Here is a 16,533-nt window from a genome sequence, read left to right as displayed (position 1 = left end):
AAGACAAGCCTGCAATCTCTACATTCACGGTTTAATAGATTAATTATATTATCCTTTCAGAATTTCGTGTCCTAACTTATCTCTTTTAGTTTTGAGATAGTTTTCGTTATGTGGATTAGGATGAATTTCGATAGGCACATTTTCTACAATTTCGAGGCCGTATCCGTTTAATCCGGCTCGTTTGCGAGGATTATTGGTAATAAGGCGAAGTTTGGAGATATTGAGGTGGCGTAAAATCTGAGCGCCTACACCATAATCTCTCTCGTCCATTTTAAAGCCTAATTCCAGGTTTGCTTCAACGGTATCCAATCCTTCTTCCTGTAATTTATATGCTTTTAACTTATTCATCAAACCAATACCTCTGCCTTCCTGGTTCATGTATAAGATAAGGCCTTTCCCTTCCTTTTCTACCATTTGCATGGCAGCGTGAAGTTGTTCGCCACAATCGCAACGCAGGGAATGGAGGATATCACCGGTTACACAGGAAGAGTGTACTCTTACCAGAACAGGTTCATCTTTTTCCCAGTTACCTTTTTTTAATGCCATGTGGATTTCTCCTGAATTGAGTTGTTTAAATGCAATCAGTTCGAAGTTTCCGTATTTGGTAGGCATTTGAACTTTCACACCTTCTTCGATGAGTGTTTCGGTGCTCAGTAAATATTCGATAAGGTCTTTGATTGAGATGAGTTTCAGGTCGAATTTATCGGCGATTTCTCGTAATTGAGGTAATCTGGCCATGGAACCATCTTCGTTCATAATTTCCACTAGTACACCAGCAGGTTCGAATCCGGCTAATCTGGCCAGGTCGATTGTTGCTTCGGTATGACCTGAACGGCGCAGTACGCCGCCTGTTTTTGCTTTGAGCGGGAAAATATGTCCTGGTTTTCCGAGATGCTCGGGTTTGGTATTAGGATCTATTAAGGCCTGAATTGTTTTGGCTCTATCGTGAGCAGAAATACCGGTTGTGCAACCGTGGCCAAGTAAATCTACAGAGATGGTAAAAGGTGTTTGGTGTAAGGCTGTATTATCGCGAACCATCAGTTCGAGGCCTAACTCTTCACATCGTTCTTCAACGAGCGGGGCACAGATTAATCCTCTGCCGTGGGTGCTCATGAAGTTAATGATTTCAGGTGTTACGTTTCGGGCTGCGGTTACAAAATCGCCTTCATTTTCACGGTCTTCGTCATCTACTACGATTACGAGCTTACCATTTCTTATATCTTCTATTGCGGCTTCAATTTTATCTAGAATCATATTATACCTCCGGGTCAGTAATATTGAATGCCGCAAAGTTACGATATATCCAGCAGGAAAAATTAGAAAGTCAACAAACGAATATAGAGTGCCTCAGAATTGGATTTGCCATGATTATAGCAATAAATTTTAACATATATATTTCTTCATTTATAAATAAGATAATGACTAATGCTGATTTAACTTTCAGGGCTACTCATTAGATAATTTGGCGATTTGAGAAATCCTAATTATTTCCCAATATTCTGAATGAACCTATCAAGAAAAACATTTTCACTAAAATGCTTGCAAATTTTAAAGGCAGTTTGAGGGAAATCAGTCTGCTTAACAATTTGTTAATTCAGCGTTAAATTTTTAACAAGAAAATTTAATGACCTTTGCCGCGTCAAATCAAATCACAACGGGAACCATGAGTCTGAAAAAATTACTCATCACATTATCATTGTTAATAACAGTGATGGTAACGACCTATGCGCAAGTTACCACCAGTAGTATCACCGGAGTTGTTACCGATGCCAAGGGACAAGCATTAATCGGGGCTACTGTAAAAGCCACTCACACGCCAACCGGAACCATTTATGGAACCACAACACGTAATGGTGGTGAATTTACAATCCCTAACGTTCGCGTAGGGGGACCTTACAAAGTTGAAGTTTCCTTTATCAGCTTTGGCACTGAGGCATTTAACGATATTTACCTGCGTTTGGGTGAACCGTTAAAATTAAATGTAAAGTTAACAGAAGGCTCTACCAGTCTGAAAGAGATCAGCGTAACCGGAACCAAAGCCTCTACAAAAGGTAATGGTGGTACGGCCTTAAACATTTCCCGTACTCAGTTGAACAACCTTCCATCTGTAAACAGAAGCGTACAGGATTTTGTGCGTCTGAGCCCGCAAGCCTCTGTTTCTACCAGTGGAAAAGACGGTTCTCCATTAGGTATTTCTTTTGGTGGACAGAGCAACAAGTACAACCAATTTGCCGTGGATGGGGCTGTGACCAATGATGTATTTGGTCTTTCTGCTTCTGGTACCAATGGTGGCCAGGCAGGTGCTAATCCTATCTCAATCGAAACTATTGATCAGTTACAAATTGTGCTGAATCCTTATGATGTAAAACAAAGTGGTTTCACCGGCGGTGGTATCAACGCTATCACTAAAAGCGGAACTAACGAACTTCATGGATCGGCATACCTCTACTACCAGGACCAGGCATTAGTTGGTAAAGCTCCTGATAGCACCCGTTCCAAATACGGTTCTTTCAGCAACAAAATCTTCGGAGCTTCTTTAGGCGGTCCTATTATTAAGAACAAATTGTTCTTCTTCGTAAACGCAGAAAGATCTAAAAGAAACAACCCGATTGATTTCAACCCGGCTACAGGTGCATCCAACGTAACGGTAGATGAACTGAAATCGATCTACGATCACGTTAAAAATACTTATAATGTAGATCTGGGTAGCTATACAGATCAGCAACGTGATAAACCATCTACTACCCTCTTCGGACGTATCGACTGGAATATCAACAACATTCACAAGCTGACCATTCGCCACAATTACCTGAATGCGAGTGATATCATTTATAGCAGATCCAATACTTCTGCTTCATTCTACAACAACTATTATTCTTTCCCATCTAAAAGTAACTCCAGCGTTATTGAGTTGAACTCTAACTTCTCTAATGCTTTGAGTAACGAATTAAGAATCGGTTATAATAATGTTCAGGACAGAAGAAGCTACCTCGGTCAGCCTTTCCCTACGGTTACCATCAACGACAACGGTCGTACCATTAACCTGGGAAGTGACTTCTCTTCTACTGCCAACTCTCTGAGTCAGAAAATCTGGACATTCACTGATAATCTGACCATGTATAAAGGTAAGCACACCATCACAGTTGGTGCGAACGCTGAACTTTACGACATTAAAAATACCTTCATCCAGGGAGCATTCGGATCATATACTTATGATTCAATCAATGGATTTTTACAAAACCTGCGTCCAAAACAATATCAGATCAACTACATGACTGCAGATTCAAGCCTGAGAGATGGCGTTGGATTTAAAGCAGCTCAGATCGGATTATATGCTCAGGACGAATGGAACGTAAGAAGAAACTTTACCCTGACTTATGGCGTAAGAGTAGACTTACCAGTATTCCCTACTGCACCTCCGGACAACGTAGCATTCTCGAAAGATCCGGCATTCGCAGGTTATTCTACTGCTACCTTGCCTAAATCAAGATTACTGTTTTCTCCTCGTATTGGTTTCAACTGGGATGTTACCAACGATGGTATGACCAAAATCCGTGGTGGTGCTGGTATCTTCACCGGCCGCGTACCTTTCGTATGGATTTCCAACCAGTATAGCAATACCGGTAACGTTTATACCAATATCAGCCTTAACGGTACTGCAGTACCTAATGGTCTGAACTTCAGATATGATCCGAATGATCCTTTCTACGGTCAATGGAGCGCTGGTAACCTGACTGAAATTGGTGCTAACATTGCTGGTCGTCCGGCCAACATTAACCTGACCGACAAAAACTTCAAGTTCCCTCAGATGTTCAAAACCAACCTGGCAGTAGAAAGAAAATTGCCTTGGGGTATGACTGCCATTGTTGAAGGTAACTTTACCAAAACCCTCAACAATACAGTATGGGAAAACCTGAATGTTGTTGCGACCGGTGACAGCGTTTCTTTAGGTGGCGGATTGAAAAGACCAACCTTCACCAAGCTAAACAAAAACTGGGGTGATCAGATCCTGTTGCTGAAAAATACCAATCAAGGTTATGCATACAACATCTCCGGAGAATTGACTAAAGTAACCAACAATGGTTTCTTCTTCAAAGTAGGTTACTCTTACGGTGATGCATACTCTCTGAACGATGGTACTTCATCAACTGCTGCTTCCAACTGGCGCTTTGGTCCGAATGTGAATGGATTGAATAACCTGGAAATGGGCCGTTCTAACTACTCAATGGGTAGCCGCGTACTGGCAGTAGCTTCCAAAACTTTCAAATACGGTAAAGACGATAAGTTCCGCACTACTGTATCCTTATTCTACAACGGTCAGTCTGGCGTTCCTTACTCTTGGGTATACTTCAACTCTGTTGATCCAACTGGTGACGATTTCGCAACCAACGGAAACAACGACCTGATTTATATTCCAACTTCTAAAGAATTAAGCAATATGTCTTTCGAAGCTATCGTACAAAAGGATAAAGCAGGTAATGTTACCTACTCCCGTACAGAAGCACAGCAACGCGAAGACCTGGAAAGATTAATCGGTAATGATAGCTACCTGAGCAAACATCGTGGCGAAAACGCTAAGAAAAATGCCAGCCGTACTCCATTCGAAAATATCTTCGACTTCAAAGTTGCTCAGGTATTGCCTATCTTTAAACAACACAAAGTAGAACTGACCTTCGATATCCTGAACGTTGGTAATCTGCTTAACAAAGACTGGGGTCAAACATATTTCATCTCCAACAATGCCTCTACTCCACTTACCTTTAGAAAATTTAATAATGGTGAGCCTGTGTTCCAATACGACAGAAGAAGAGAGATCAATGGTTTCGGCGATGAAAAACCTTACTATATCAATAACTTCACTTCAAGATGGAGAGGACAGCTTGGCTTGCGCTATAGCTTCTAATTCCTGAAGTCTTATAAAACTAAAAAGCTGCTCAAAAGTGATTTTGAGCAGCTTTTTTAATTTTGACGAATCATTTAAAAATTATTTTCTCTACTCTTAACAGACTATCGAAAATGATATTTCCTCGTTCTCTATAATAATAAACAGATTACTTTGACTATATATCTTCTCCATAATACCAACCGGGTTTAACGCTCTTGTGTGTCTTTAGTGTTTCCTTTCTATACTCATTTGGAATCTTATTTTTATCGTATACATATACTAAATAACTGTTCTTACCTAAATAAAAAACAAGCAGTCCAGTATTGGCTCTAGACATTTTACCCAGATTGGAATTTGTAAGTGCATGCAGATTTTTTTGCAAAATTACCTCTGTAGGAAATCATCAACCCCAATGAATAATAACCTTTGTTCTAATAATGGCTTTAAATCAACATTTCCCTTGATTGATTGTGAATCTTTAATTTAATCCCATTTTGTTGCCATAATTGAAGAATCTGGGATAATTGAAACAACTGTTGATCTTCCAGCAAAAATCTTATCTCTTTATTTTCACCTAAATATTGAAACATAAGGGAGTTATCTACTCCCGTTTTCGTTGTAATAGCTTTTTCTCCATACAATTCACCTTTAACTCCTCCAATAAATACTTGTAAATTCTTCAAGTCCTTAAATACATACTTCGTTTCTATGCCAGATGTATGACTTATCACAATTTCATCTGGTAGGAGATAAATATTACCAATAATGCTATATTCCTTTATTACGTAGTTAACATTCCATAATAGAAAAACGATAGGCAACAATATTAAAAAGCCGATTCTTGGCCCTCTATAAGCCATATAGAATGAAATACATAGCAATAGCAGCGCACACAATTTAAATATTGTCAGCAAACGAAAATTTCTATTGGTTATGAGTGGCAGACTAGTTCCTGTTTTATTCATTTAGAATGTTTAATGAATTATTATTCTTTAACCATCTCTTATATTTTAATAGGAATTCATTACTTACAAAGTCAATTACGTTAATCAAAATTGAATTCGTAATAACTGTTGTCCTAAATACCCATTTGATAAAACCATACTGCTATAATAGCCCTTATATCAGCATCAGAATCTTTAGAATTAAACACGGTAGCTAATTTAGTAAATAATGGCACTTTAATTTCATGATAAGAATAAGGACAATTTTACGTCCAACATACCCTCTTCAGCCATTCATTCAGAAGTATGAAAACTACAATTTCTATAATTCAGAACCGGGGAATTCGGTAATTAGAACCCCTTCAATAAATGCACGAAAGGAAAATGAGTCTCCATTCTAATCATTTACCTGAAATATTTTTTTTAAATTTATCCAAACGCTATCCCATGACCGAAAACTATCTGAAATGGCATTCGCCAAATTTGGGAAAAGAATTTGAGATGTTAGTATATGGAGATTCGGGGTTCCCAATGTTACTATTTCCTACATCCATGGGTCGTTACTACGAAAGCAAGGATTTTGGCCTGATAGAAGCTATTCGCTGGTTTATTGAAGAAGGCAGGATAAAAGTTTACTGCCCGGATAGTATTGATGCTGAAAGCTGGTACTGTACGAATATAAACCCAGCCCAACGTGCTTATAACCATTCCTGTTATGATAAACTATTGAGGGAGGAAATATTGCCCAAAATGGAGTCTGAAACAGGCTACGACAGAATTGTAGCCGCCGGATGTAGCTTTGGTGGGTATCATGCTGCAAATTTTGCTTTCAGATATCCTGATAAGGTTTCCTACCTGCTTAGCTTAAGCGGAATTTTCGATATCAAAGGGCGCCTGGACGGGCATTACGACGATAATATTTACTTCCATAATCCAATTGACTATATGCCGGAAAACAAGCATAATGATCTATGGAGAATGGGTATTGTACTGGGAGTAGCAGATAGTGATGTTTGCAGATCGGCCAATGAACAATTATCACAGGTACTCACCCGAAAAAACATGGCTCACTGGCTCGATATTCGTCCGCAAGCCAGTCATGACTGGCCAATATGGAGGGAAATGCTCCCCCACTATCTATCACTTATCAAGTAAGATTTATGAAAAAGATCGGTATTCTGTTTGGGCAGGAAAACATATTTCCGCAGGCATTTATAGACAGGGTCAATAAAATTAACCCTCCCGGTATTTTTGCTGAAGCGGTATCCATAGATAAAGTACTGCAAGGAGAAGATGCAGGTTATGCTGTAATTATAGATCGAATTTCTCACGATGTTCCATTTTACAGGTCGTATCTGAAGAATGCAGCCGCCACCGGCACAGCCGTTATAAATAACCCCTTCTGGTGGAGTGCCGACGATAAATTTTTCAACTATAGCCTGGCCGATAAACTTAATATTACTGTTCCAAGAACGGCTCTGCTCCCTTCCTTCCAGGAACCGGAAAATACAACCAACCAATCCTTTCGCAACCTGGTTTATCCGTTCGACTGGAACACCATTTTTGAATACATCGGATTCCCTGCCTTTATGAAGCCCTACAATGGAGGCGGAGGAAAAGATGTATATAAGGTACCTGATAAGGAAGATTTCTTCAAATTACACGCTACCACAGGTAAACAGGTAATGATGCTGCAGGAGGAAATTGATTTTGTGGAATATTACCGCTGCTTTTGCATCGGGCAAAAGGAAGTAAGGGTACTGCCATATAACCCTAATTTGCCTCACGGACAACATTATACTGCCACTTACAAGCCTAAGCCGGCTCTACTCAAAGCAATTACACAGCAAGCTACAACGTTGCAACAATACCTGGGTTATGACTTTAATACCGTTGAAGTTGCTGTACGGGGAGACGGTACACCTTACGTAATTGACTGTTATAATCCGGCCCCGCACGCAGATCCTGAAATTGGAGAAGCCAATTTCGAATGGGTTATTGAAACCAGTGCCCAATATGCCATTCAACGGGCTATCGCCCAAAAACAAGGGAAAGACAATCTTACCTGGGGGCAATTCATCAAACCCAAAATCAAAAAAGCAATTTCCTCCGACCAAAAAGAAAAAAGCAAGCCTAAATCAGCTCCTAAAAAAGCGAAATGAATAAGTTACATTTGTAAAGCGAATTACGAAAGCGTAATTCCTAAAACCTATTCACATGTTTAAGGCGTTTACGCTTGGTATAGAAGAAGAGTACATGGTGATGGACCCAGTAACCCGGGAACTGAAATCACATGAGCAAAAAATTGTGGAGCAAGCGCACAAAGTGATCAACGATCAGGTTAAAGCTGAATTCCATCAGGCTGTAGTAGAAGTAGGTACTCAAATCTGTGCCGATATTCATGAAGCCCGTAAAGATGTCGCATTTTTACGAAATACCATCGCCCAAATTGCCGGCGACCTGGGTTATGTAATAGGTGCTTCCGGAACCCACCCTTTCAGCCATTGGGAAATGCAGCTGATTACCGACAATCCCAGATATTTCGAAATCGTTAATGAAATGCAGGATGCCGCCAGATCTAACCTGATCTTTGGCCTTCACGTTCATGTGGGCATGGAAAGCAGGGAAATGGCCATTCATATAGCCAACTCCGTTAGATATTTTCTGCCACACATTTTCGCATTAAGTACAAATAGCCCGTTCTGGGAAGGACGAAATACCGGGTTTAAATCGTTCCGCACTAAGGTTTTTGATAAATTTCCCCGCACGGGTATCCCCGATTTCTTCAATAGCATTGAAGAATACGATAACTATATCAAACTACTAATCAAAACAAACTGTATAGATAACGCCAAGAAAGTCTGGTGGGATCTGAGAGTACACCCTTTCTTCAATACGGTTGAATTCAGAATCTGTGATGTTCCGCTAACAATAGATGATACCATAGTACTAGCCGGACTATTTCAGGCTGTATGCGCAAAAATCTATAAACTACGCATGCAAAATCTGAATTTCATTATTTACAACAGAGCGCTGATCAATGAAAACAAATGGAGAGCTTCCCGCTACGGAATTGATGGCCACCTCATCGATTTTGGTAAGGAAAAGGAAGTGAATACCCGCGCTCTAATCCAGGAATTACTCGATTTTATTGATGATGTAGTTGATGATCTCGGAAGCCGTGAAGTTATTGAGTCGACCCACTCCCTGCTGGAGCGTGGAACAGGGGCCGACAGGCAATTAGAAGTCTTTGCCAACACCAATGATCTGGTAGCGGTAACAGACTTTATCAACGAACAATTCCTGGCAGGCATATAAACTCCTGATCATCAATTCTGAAATTCGTAATTTTGCACTATGCATCCAATAAAACCACGCTGGAAAGTAGCAGTGCTAGATATGTACGAAGGTGTTCCCAATGAAGGGATGCGCTGCATACGAGAAATACTGTCGAAATACGCCAGTATGCACGCTCTGGACTTACAGTTCGATGAATTTGAGGTACGTAATCAAATCCAGATCCCGGATCTCTCCTATGATATCTATATCTCTACCGGTGGCCCTGGCAGCCCTGTTGACAGTGCTGGTAGCGAGTGGGAAAATGCTTACTTCACACTAATCAATAACCTGATAGAATGGAATAAACAACAGCCCGATAAAAAACCGGCTTTCTTTATTTGCCACTCCTACCAGATTATGTGCAGATATTTTGAATTGGGGAATGTTTGTAAGAGAAAATCCCCTGCTTTTGGTGTATTTCCTGTACACAAAACTCTTGATGGCATGCAGGAAAAAGTATTTAGTGCCCTACCCGATCCTTTTTATATTGTTGATAGTCGCAACTGGCAGGTGATTGAATTAAATCACGAAAGAATTGAAGCTATGGGTGGCGATGTACTGGCAATTGAAAAAGAGAGACCGCATGTGCCACTGGAAAGAGCTACAATGGCTATACGCTTCAATGAGCACTTTATAGGAACTCAGTTTCACCCGGAAGCCGATGCTGCAGGTATGCATATGTACCTACTGCAGGAAGAGAAAAAACAACAGGTAGTCAATAGCCATAGCTTAGAAAAGTATGAAAGCATGATTAGTCAACTTACCGATCCCGATAAAATCATGCTGACACACGACCGACTGTTGACCGCCTTCCTCGATTATGCCATCTATGGCAGTTTATCAGAGCGTTTGGCAGCCATCGAACGTTCAGTACAAGTTACAGCACATAACGACGAAGAACACTCGTTCTTTTAATTTCATTTGTATGATCCCTGCTATCAGAAACACATATAACCAACAGTTTACAACCGAGAAATACAAAGCCTTCCTGGAAGGGGTTGCCGACGACGCAGGTATTGCCCCTGCTTTCAGGATTGCTGAAACTCCGGTATTTGTTCCCAAAGCGCTGACTAATAAATTAGTGACCGCCTGTGAAGAGATCATAGATGTGTTGTTGAGGCCTGATTTCAAGACCTTAACTCAAGATGCTATTCCGCCTTCCTTAAAAGTTCCTAACGAAAACGATCATCCTCATTTTATTGTAATCGATTTTGCAGTAACCCGGGAAGAAGATGGAACTCTGGCTCCCCAGCTGATAGAACTACAGGGATTCCCTACCATGTTTGCATTCCAGGAAGTAATGGCCCGGCAGTTTAAATTACATTTTGATATTCCTTCCAATTTCAGCAACTATTTCAATGAGCTCGATGATTACACTTATTACAAGTTGTTGAAAGAAGTGATTATCGGAGAATTTCCTCCCGAAGAAGTAATTCTGCTGGAAGTAAAGCCGGAAGAGCAAAAAACCAGAATCGACTTTTACCGTACTGAGAAAATGCTTGGCATAGCTACTGTTTGTATTACAGAACTGATTCTTGAAGGAAAGAAATTATATTATCTCAGAAATGGTGTCAAAACCCCTATACAACGCATTTTTAACAGGATCATTTTTGATGATCTGCAAAAACAGGCGGATACGCTGGGCGAGCATGTTGATCTGTTTCAGGAATTAGAAGTTGAATGGATTACCCATCCAAACTGGTTTTACAGGATCAGTAAATATATGATGCCATTTATCCATAGCGATTATGTGCCCAAAAGCTGGTTCCTGCACGAAATACCTGTTTTACCAACAGATCTGGAGAATTATGTACTAAAACCTCTTTTCTCATTTGCCGGACAAGGGGTATTAATAGATGTGACCCAGGCCGACATAGATCAGATTTCTAATCCCGAAAACTGGATCCTGCAACGAAAAGTACAATATGCACCGGCGATAATAACCCCAACGGGGCCGGCTATATGTGAAATAAGGATGATTTATGTTTGGGAGGATGGGGCTGCAAGACCAATGCTGGTACATAATCTGGCCCGTATTAGTAAAAGTAAAATGATTGGGGTAGGATTTAATAGTAAAGATACCTGGGTAGGTGGTAGTTGTTGTTTTTTTGAAGAAGTACAATCTGGTTATTAACAGATACTACTGAATCCTTAAGGTATACTAATTCCAGATGTCAATATAAGTTCCGAAGCCTTTTCAAAAAACTGATGGGAGTCAGGTGGTTAATTATAAACAATGCATCAACAACAGGGATTTTATTATCAGGAATAATTCTTCTTTCAATATCCATTATTGGAAATATGGAAGATGGCTGGTAGTGTTTCATTGCCATGCTGTCACCCTCCCAAAATAAAACAGGCTTCTCTTTGTACAATTTACTGGTTTGTACCGTTCCGGGAATTGTTATCAATTTAAGTTCACCTGCCTGGTTATCGAATATATTGACCTTAGCAGAATCTGCAAAATCTGTAAGGCAGGTGAAGTATTTGTTTTTTAATTGCGCATACAGACGGCGGCCCAGCGACGATATAGTATCTCCTTTAAAAACATATTGACTTGTTGTTATATTCTCATTTTCACCATAAAGAATTGTACGTTTCTCTGCTTTTTTCAGGAGCAATTCTACCATTGAACCAGCTTTATTATCAATCGCCGTTTTTAATGTATCCCCTTTGCGTATGATATTATTATGATCAATATCTTCAGCACATTGTAACAGTAGTTGTTTATACTTTTTGAACTTGCTTGTATTATTACTTATTTGCTGATACCAGATACTGATTTCATTAAATGCCAATTCATTATCATGCGAAGTATAAACTCCCCATTTTTTTGAGAGGGAAACTCCATATTCTCTATCTAGCGGAATAACATAAGTAGCTAAAAAGTAAGCAGGTGGAATAAGGTTATCAGGCACGACACCAGACAGTTGAACCAAGGCATCCGGATGTTTGAGATTATACTTTTTCAACCACATAGCAAAGGAGCTGAATGATTCAGTAAAAGATGTACTGTTTACCAGTGAAATTTTCACAAGAGAATCTACAGTTGTTGAATCAAAAGCATTTTTATTGGTTAAGTATTCATTAAGTGGCCGCAGCAACCAGTCTTCTTCAAGTAAAACAAGATTTCTGAACTTTTTCTCACTAATCAGATATTTTGCAATTTCCATACTTAAATCTGAAGATTCTTTCGCCATCACAGAAACGTTGCCAATACCTACTAGTTTTACCTGTTCCGGAATTTTCTTATCAAGCTTGCTTACCAGATTACTAAGATCCTCTCGCTGTGGTACATCAGTAACTTTTTCTGTGTTCTGAGCATTTATATTTAGAAACGAAGTGAATAGTAAGGTTATTAAAAAAATTTGTTTCATACTTATCTGCCATTTGCCGCTTTAGGGAAGAGATTAATATTTTTAAATATCACAAGAGCATCAAAAAGTTGGTCCTCAACCAGTAGCATATGTTTACCATTTGCATCAATTACATTTACCGCATCAAATAACATCCGGCTGGGGAAATTTTGATTAAGGAAAATACCACCTGGAATGCCATAATTTTTCAACAAATTATTGGCTATTGTAGTACGTCCTGCGACAAAGTGTTGTTGAATAATCTTTGCATCCGGTTTCACGTTTTCATTAACAAAAACATCTGCTTCACTTGAAAAATCTGTAAGCAAAATAAAATACCTGGATTTATACAATTCCTTCAGACAACTCCCCATTAATCCCTCAGTAGTGGAAATATGAGCATTATGCGCCCATATTATGGTCTTTTGATCATCAGAAAGTTTAGTTACATTATTAGCTAAAATGCTATCCCGATATTTCATTACATTTAAATCCTCTATTTCTGCCTTCATTTTTGCATAATCAATAGAATGTATTTGAGTTTGCAGATAAAATTGTAATTCTTTTAATTCATCGATATTCAGCAATTTTTCAAGCTTACTTTTATTATCAATGAACCAGGCATTAATAGAGGCCATTCTGAATGTATCAGGAATTTCTCCATTTCCCCAGTGATACAACAATCTTTGAGCATTAATAGGGTCAAATGGAATAATATAATTATAAAGAAAAAAATTCCGATATCCGGCATCATAACTAAAATCCATTCCAGTTACCTTTACCATGTCACTGGGATGATCCAGATTATACTGTTTCAACCAACGAAATAATTGCGCTAAAACCCTCTCGGCGTTCTTAATGCCAGCTACTTTTCCTGCTAACGAATCTGCGATTGCGAGTTCCTTTAAATGGTTATCGAACAAATATCGACGAACCAGTCGGATAGATTCCATATCAGAGAATTCGAAAAGTATATTTCTGTATCCCCTCTCCTGAACAAGATATTGTATCATCTTAGCTTTTAGTGCTATAGGCTCATAACCACCATGGCTAACCTCACCCAGCCCCACTATTTGTACATCGTTACTTATTGCATTATTAAAAATCCCCTGAAGCCAGGTGGTACCAGAATCCAGTGAAAGCGTGCCTATTTCGGAATAAGTTATTTTACTCTGTGCAAAGGAATAACTACAAATGAGGAAGGATACAACAATGGCTACTGTTATTTTGCTAATAGAGTATGGGCAGTTATGACGCATAGAATGTTAGTTGATAAAGAGCATTCTCATAGGGTTAAAGCCAGCTACACATACCAAAGTTTCTTAAGTTAAGAAAAAGGATCGTAGCATTAAACAACTAAAATCAACTTGGAAATTTCAGACAATAAAAAAAGCCCGAAGTAATTACTTACTCCGGGCTTCCTGTTTTATCTAAAATCTTATTGTACTTCAAAATCTACAAGTCTCGGTCCAATAGGATATTCCTGTTTAGATCCGATTCCTATTGCAAATTCGAGATCATTTCTTTTCACGATCAGAAATGGTTGCCCATATTTCTGTTTACCGGCTAAAATGACTGCAACATCTGTGCAGGTAATAACATCATCTTCTTTCAATGCTACTTCCTTATTTTCATCAAGGATATTGGCAGTGATTAAAGCTCCGTTTTTCAATTGCAGCTTACGCCCGATATACTGGCGTTTTAACCATTCATAGTTTGCATTAATGATAACCGGAGTGTTGATTAACTGATCGTCTGTAATCTGGTAGATCAATGTTTTACGATCATCACCCAGCAAGGTAAAAGTAAGTTCAACCGGGCCACCAGCCACAGTTTTTCTTTCATAATCAACAATCTTAAAAGTTTTATTCTCCACAGCTTTATATGGAGTATAAAGATGTCCTCCTTTCAGCACACCTTTGTAGGGTACTTCCATAACAGCCTTTACCTTCAGATTATCCATCAGTGTATCTTCCTTATTCTTAACGGCTCTGAGCGGGTTAAGTTTCAGAAAGGTAATTTGCTGACCTATTAACGTTAGCTCGGCCAGATTAGGGCCTAATTGCTGAAAAGCGATACTGCTGTCGTAAGGCACTAAAGTTGGCTTTTTCTCGGTTTCTCTGTAGTTGATCTGCGCAGTTGCATTGAACGATGCTGCTACCAAAACACACAATGATAAATACTTCACTTTCATATCAAAAAAATAGTCGGCATAAACTAAATGTCAGATTCGCTTATTCTTTTTGGAATACCGAATAATAACATAACGAAGAACGCCATACGAAGATTGCATTCCATTACAATAATATTATTTTTTGTGATATATATCAAGGAGAATTGTTGTTTTAAATAGTAACATAATATTGTATTTTTATGATCTCTCTCTTAATAAGAAAATAAAACTTTATGAAACGTACTAATTATTCCTCCGGCGCGCTTTGGGAAGGCAAAGTGGGCTATAGCAGGGCTGTGCGGATTGGTGATATTATCGAAGTCTCCGGCACTGTTGCAACAGAAGATGATAAAGTTGTAGCAGAAGGAGACGCCTATGAACAAACTAAATATATTCTTGCCAAAATTGAAGCTGCGTTAATTAATGCAGGGGCTACATTGCATGATGTGGTACGTACAAGAATGTTTGTTACAGATATTAGCAGATGGGAGGAATATGGCAGGGCACATGGAGAATTTTTTAAAGCCATTAAGCCCGCTACCACTATGGTTGAGGTAAGCAAGTTAATTGATCCGCGATATCTGGTTGAAATTGAAGCAACAGCAGTTGTAAATAAATAAAAAAGGGCCGAAGTGATTCAGCCCTTTTCATTTATTTGTATAATTCTGTCCATTTCAGCATACCGCCAACCAGGTTTTTGGTATTGGTAAAGCCCATTGAGTCGAGCAACATACAAGCTTGCCCGCTACGGTTACCGCTGCGGCAGTATACGATCAATTCTTTTTCTTTCCATTCTTCCAGTTCATCCACTTCCATTTGTTGAATGAACCCTAATGGAATATGTTTACCACCGATGTTAAATTCGGCTCTTTCATGAGGCTCTCTAACATCAAGGATGTAAAGCTCTTCCCCACTGTCAATTCTTTTCTTTAACTCTTCTGCTGTAATATTTTGCATGATGATTAGAATTATTTGTTGGTGAAATTTATTCTTCCTGTTGATCTGGTGAAGCCTGTTTAGAACTATCTACTTCAGGTTTGGTTGCAGATAACCAGAAGTCGACAGTTTCGCCGGCTCTTACCATATTATAGTCACCTATCTCATTTTTGCGGGTAGGTACTTGTTTAATAATATATGCGTTAGCAGTATCCTTTACATTTGGATCGATGATGATGGTACCTGGATTGAGGTTGCTGGCACTCAGTACTTCTCTGGCTTCGGCATAGGTAAGTCCAATAAAGTTAGGTACCGGGTTTTCCACGCTTCCGGTTCCGCTACTTATAATAAGTGTGATATTACTACCTTCAGGGATTTCGGTGCCGGGTTTGATTCTCTTACCATTAAAGAGTTGTTGCAATACCGTATTAGCCGCAAAATCCGGTTTATAGATGGTATCTCCTACATTCAATCTAAGGCTCTTGAGCATCATTTCAGCACTACGGAAGGTAAATCCTTCCAGGTCTGGCATTTTTACCATTGGGGCTACAGTTTTATTTACTGTCAGGTAAATAGTTCTGCCAACTTTCACCTGTGCTCCATTATCAGGAGTTTGCGCATAAACGGCTAAAGGAGGAAGTGAATCGATAAAGATGGAATCACGCACATCGGCTTCGAAGCCGGCTTTTTCCAACAGATCAATGGCTTCTACCACATTTTTGCCTTTTACATTAGGAACGGTAAGTTGTTGCCCGTGTTTGGTAATTACTCCAAGCATAGAGAAAAATAATAGTGCCAGTGCAAAGAAAAGCACAATCACTACCAGTAAGTTGAATCCAAAGGAGCGTTTGGTAATAAAGTCGAACACAGTAATATTATTAAGTGTGATATATTTTATGG

The 16,533-nt window shown here is 39.3% G+C and carries 14 protein-coding genes; 7 read left to right on the top strand and 7 right to left on the bottom strand.

Annotation, left to right across the window (positions count from 1 at the left end; genetic code table 11):
- Positions 1–48: 48 nt before the first annotated feature.
- The gene (locus tag DVR12_RS00275) at positions 49–1,254 is read right to left on the bottom strand and encodes a bifunctional 3,4-dihydroxy-2-butanone-4-phosphate synthase/GTP cyclohydrolase II (protein WP_116973455.1); all 1,206 of its coding nucleotides are present in this window, start codon (positions 1,252–1,254) and stop codon (positions 49–51) included.
- A gap of 409 nt (positions 1,255–1,663) precedes the next feature.
- Between DVR12_RS00275 and DVR12_RS00270 the strand changes: the two genes are divergently transcribed.
- Positions 1,664–4,903: a TonB-dependent receptor gene (locus tag DVR12_RS00270; RefSeq protein ID WP_158563166.1), complete on the top strand. Its 3,240-nt coding sequence runs from the start codon at positions 1,664–1,666 to the stop codon at positions 4,901–4,903.
- Between the two features lie 425 nt (positions 4,904–5,328).
- On the opposite strand, the gene DVR12_RS00265 is transcribed toward DVR12_RS00270, so the two are convergent.
- Positions 5,329–5,850 (bottom strand): hypothetical protein, encoded by a 522-nt coding sequence (locus DVR12_RS00265; RefSeq protein WP_116973453.1) that lies wholly within the window; start codon positions 5,848–5,850, stop codon positions 5,329–5,331.
- 426 nt (positions 5,851–6,276) lie between these two features.
- Between DVR12_RS00265 and DVR12_RS00260 the strand changes: the two genes are divergently transcribed.
- Genes DVR12_RS00260 through DVR12_RS00240 form a run of 5 tightly spaced genes read left to right on the top strand, consistent with a single transcriptional unit; the run spans position 6,277 to position 11,302 of the window.
- Positions 6,277–6,984: an esterase family protein gene (locus DVR12_RS00260; RefSeq protein ID WP_116973452.1), complete on the top strand. Its 708-nt coding sequence runs from the start codon at positions 6,277–6,279 to the stop codon at positions 6,982–6,984.
- Positions 6,985–6,989: 5 nt separating this feature from the next.
- Complete coding sequence (locus DVR12_RS00255) at positions 6,990–7,991, top strand: ATP-grasp domain-containing protein (protein ID WP_116973451.1); 1,002 nt, start codon at positions 6,990–6,992, stop codon at positions 7,989–7,991.
- A 55-nt stretch (positions 7,992–8,046) separates the two neighbouring features.
- A complete protein-coding gene (locus tag DVR12_RS00250) occupies positions 8,047–9,147 on the top strand; it encodes a carboxylate-amine ligase (RefSeq protein ID WP_116973450.1) in 1,101 nt (366 codons plus the stop codon).
- Between the two features lie 39 nt (positions 9,148–9,186).
- Entirely contained in the window at positions 9,187–10,083 is an 897-nt protein-coding gene (locus tag DVR12_RS00245) for a type 1 glutamine amidotransferase (RefSeq protein WP_116973449.1), read from the top strand.
- Between the two features lie 10 nt (positions 10,084–10,093).
- Entirely contained in the window at positions 10,094–11,302 is a 1,209-nt protein-coding gene (locus DVR12_RS00240; protein ID WP_116973448.1) for a hypothetical protein, read from the top strand.
- A 40-nt stretch (positions 11,303–11,342) separates the two neighbouring features.
- Here the strand turns inward: DVR12_RS00240 and DVR12_RS00235 are convergent, their stop codons facing one another.
- From DVR12_RS00235 to DVR12_RS00225, 3 genes are all read right to left on the bottom strand, one after another.
- Positions 11,343–12,545 (bottom strand): TraB/GumN family protein, encoded by a 1,203-nt coding sequence (locus DVR12_RS00235; RefSeq protein WP_116973447.1) that lies wholly within the window; start codon positions 12,543–12,545, stop codon positions 11,343–11,345.
- A 2-nt stretch (positions 12,546–12,547) separates the two neighbouring features.
- Positions 12,548–13,783, bottom strand: coding sequence for an erythromycin esterase family protein (locus tag DVR12_RS00230; RefSeq protein ID WP_116973446.1), 1,236 nt, complete (start codon positions 13,781–13,783; stop codon positions 12,548–12,550).
- Between the two features lie 179 nt (positions 13,784–13,962).
- Positions 13,963–14,718 (bottom strand): hypothetical protein, encoded by a 756-nt coding sequence (locus DVR12_RS00225; RefSeq protein ID WP_116973445.1) that lies wholly within the window; start codon positions 14,716–14,718, stop codon positions 13,963–13,965.
- Between the two features lie 212 nt (positions 14,719–14,930).
- Between DVR12_RS00225 and DVR12_RS00220 the strand changes: the two genes are divergently transcribed.
- Positions 14,931–15,317 (top strand): RidA family protein, encoded by a 387-nt coding sequence (locus tag DVR12_RS00220; protein ID WP_116973444.1) that lies wholly within the window; start codon positions 14,931–14,933, stop codon positions 15,315–15,317.
- 31 nt (positions 15,318–15,348) lie between these two features.
- Here DVR12_RS00220 and DVR12_RS00215 read toward each other — a convergent pair whose 3' ends face one another.
- Together DVR12_RS00215 and DVR12_RS00210 are read right to left on the bottom strand one after the other, a co-directional pair.
- On the bottom strand, positions 15,349–15,654 hold the full coding sequence (locus tag DVR12_RS00215; RefSeq protein WP_116973443.1) for a rhodanese-like domain-containing protein: 306 nt from the start codon (positions 15,652–15,654) through the stop codon (positions 15,349–15,351).
- A gap of 28 nt (positions 15,655–15,682) precedes the next feature.
- Positions 15,683–16,501 (bottom strand): PASTA domain-containing protein, encoded by an 819-nt coding sequence (locus DVR12_RS00210; RefSeq protein WP_116973442.1) that lies wholly within the window; start codon positions 16,499–16,501, stop codon positions 15,683–15,685.
- Between the last annotated feature and the right edge of the window lie 32 nt (positions 16,502–16,533).

It is taken from the genome of Chitinophaga silvatica (assembly GCF_003419895.1).
Classification (GTDB): domain Bacteria; phylum Bacteroidota; class Bacteroidia; order Chitinophagales; family Chitinophagaceae; genus Chitinophaga; species Chitinophaga silvatica.
The sequence above is the reverse complement of the archived record's forward strand: the minus strand, read 5'-3'. Positions and strand labels throughout refer to the sequence as shown.

What these genes read in the sequence shown, in the direction of transcription:
- DVR12_RS00265 (WP_116973453.1), bottom strand. Translation starts at nt 5,850, where the DNA reads ATGAATAAAACAGGAACTAGTCTGCCACTCATAACCAATAGAAATTTT.
- DVR12_RS00225 (WP_116973445.1), bottom strand. Translation starts at nt 14,718, where the DNA reads ATGAAAGTGAAGTATTTATCATTGTGTGTTTTGGTAGCAGCATCGTTC.
- DVR12_RS00245 (WP_116973449.1), top strand. Translation starts at nt 9,187, where the DNA reads ATGCATCCAATAAAACCACGCTGGAAAGTAGCAGTGCTAGATATGTAC.
- DVR12_RS00250 (WP_116973450.1), top strand. Translation starts at nt 8,047, where the DNA reads ATGTTTAAGGCGTTTACGCTTGGTATAGAAGAAGAGTACATGGTGATG.
- DVR12_RS00255 (WP_116973451.1), top strand. Translation starts at nt 6,990, where the DNA reads ATGAAAAAGATCGGTATTCTGTTTGGGCAGGAAAACATATTTCCGCAG.
- DVR12_RS00240 (WP_116973448.1), top strand. Translation starts at nt 10,094, where the DNA reads ATGATCCCTGCTATCAGAAACACATATAACCAACAGTTTACAACCGAG.
- DVR12_RS00220 (WP_116973444.1), top strand. Translation starts at nt 14,931, where the DNA reads ATGAAACGTACTAATTATTCCTCCGGCGCGCTTTGGGAAGGCAAAGTG.
- DVR12_RS00235 (WP_116973447.1), bottom strand. Translation starts at nt 12,545, where the DNA reads ATGAAACAAATTTTTTTAATAACCTTACTATTCACTTCGTTTCTAAAT.
- DVR12_RS00260 (WP_116973452.1), top strand. Translation starts at nt 6,277, where the DNA reads ATGACCGAAAACTATCTGAAATGGCATTCGCCAAATTTGGGAAAAGAA.
- DVR12_RS00275 (WP_116973455.1), bottom strand. Translation starts at nt 1,254, where the DNA reads ATGATTCTAGATAAAATTGAAGCCGCAATAGAAGATATAAGAAATGGT.
- DVR12_RS00230 (WP_116973446.1), bottom strand. Translation starts at nt 13,783, where the DNA reads ATGCGTCATAACTGCCCATACTCTATTAGCAAAATAACAGTAGCCATT.
- DVR12_RS00215 (WP_116973443.1), bottom strand. Translation starts at nt 15,654, where the DNA reads ATGCAAAATATTACAGCAGAAGAGTTAAAGAAAAGAATTGACAGTGGG.
- DVR12_RS00270 (WP_158563166.1), top strand. Translation starts at nt 1,664, where the DNA reads ATGAGTCTGAAAAAATTACTCATCACATTATCATTGTTAATAACAGTG.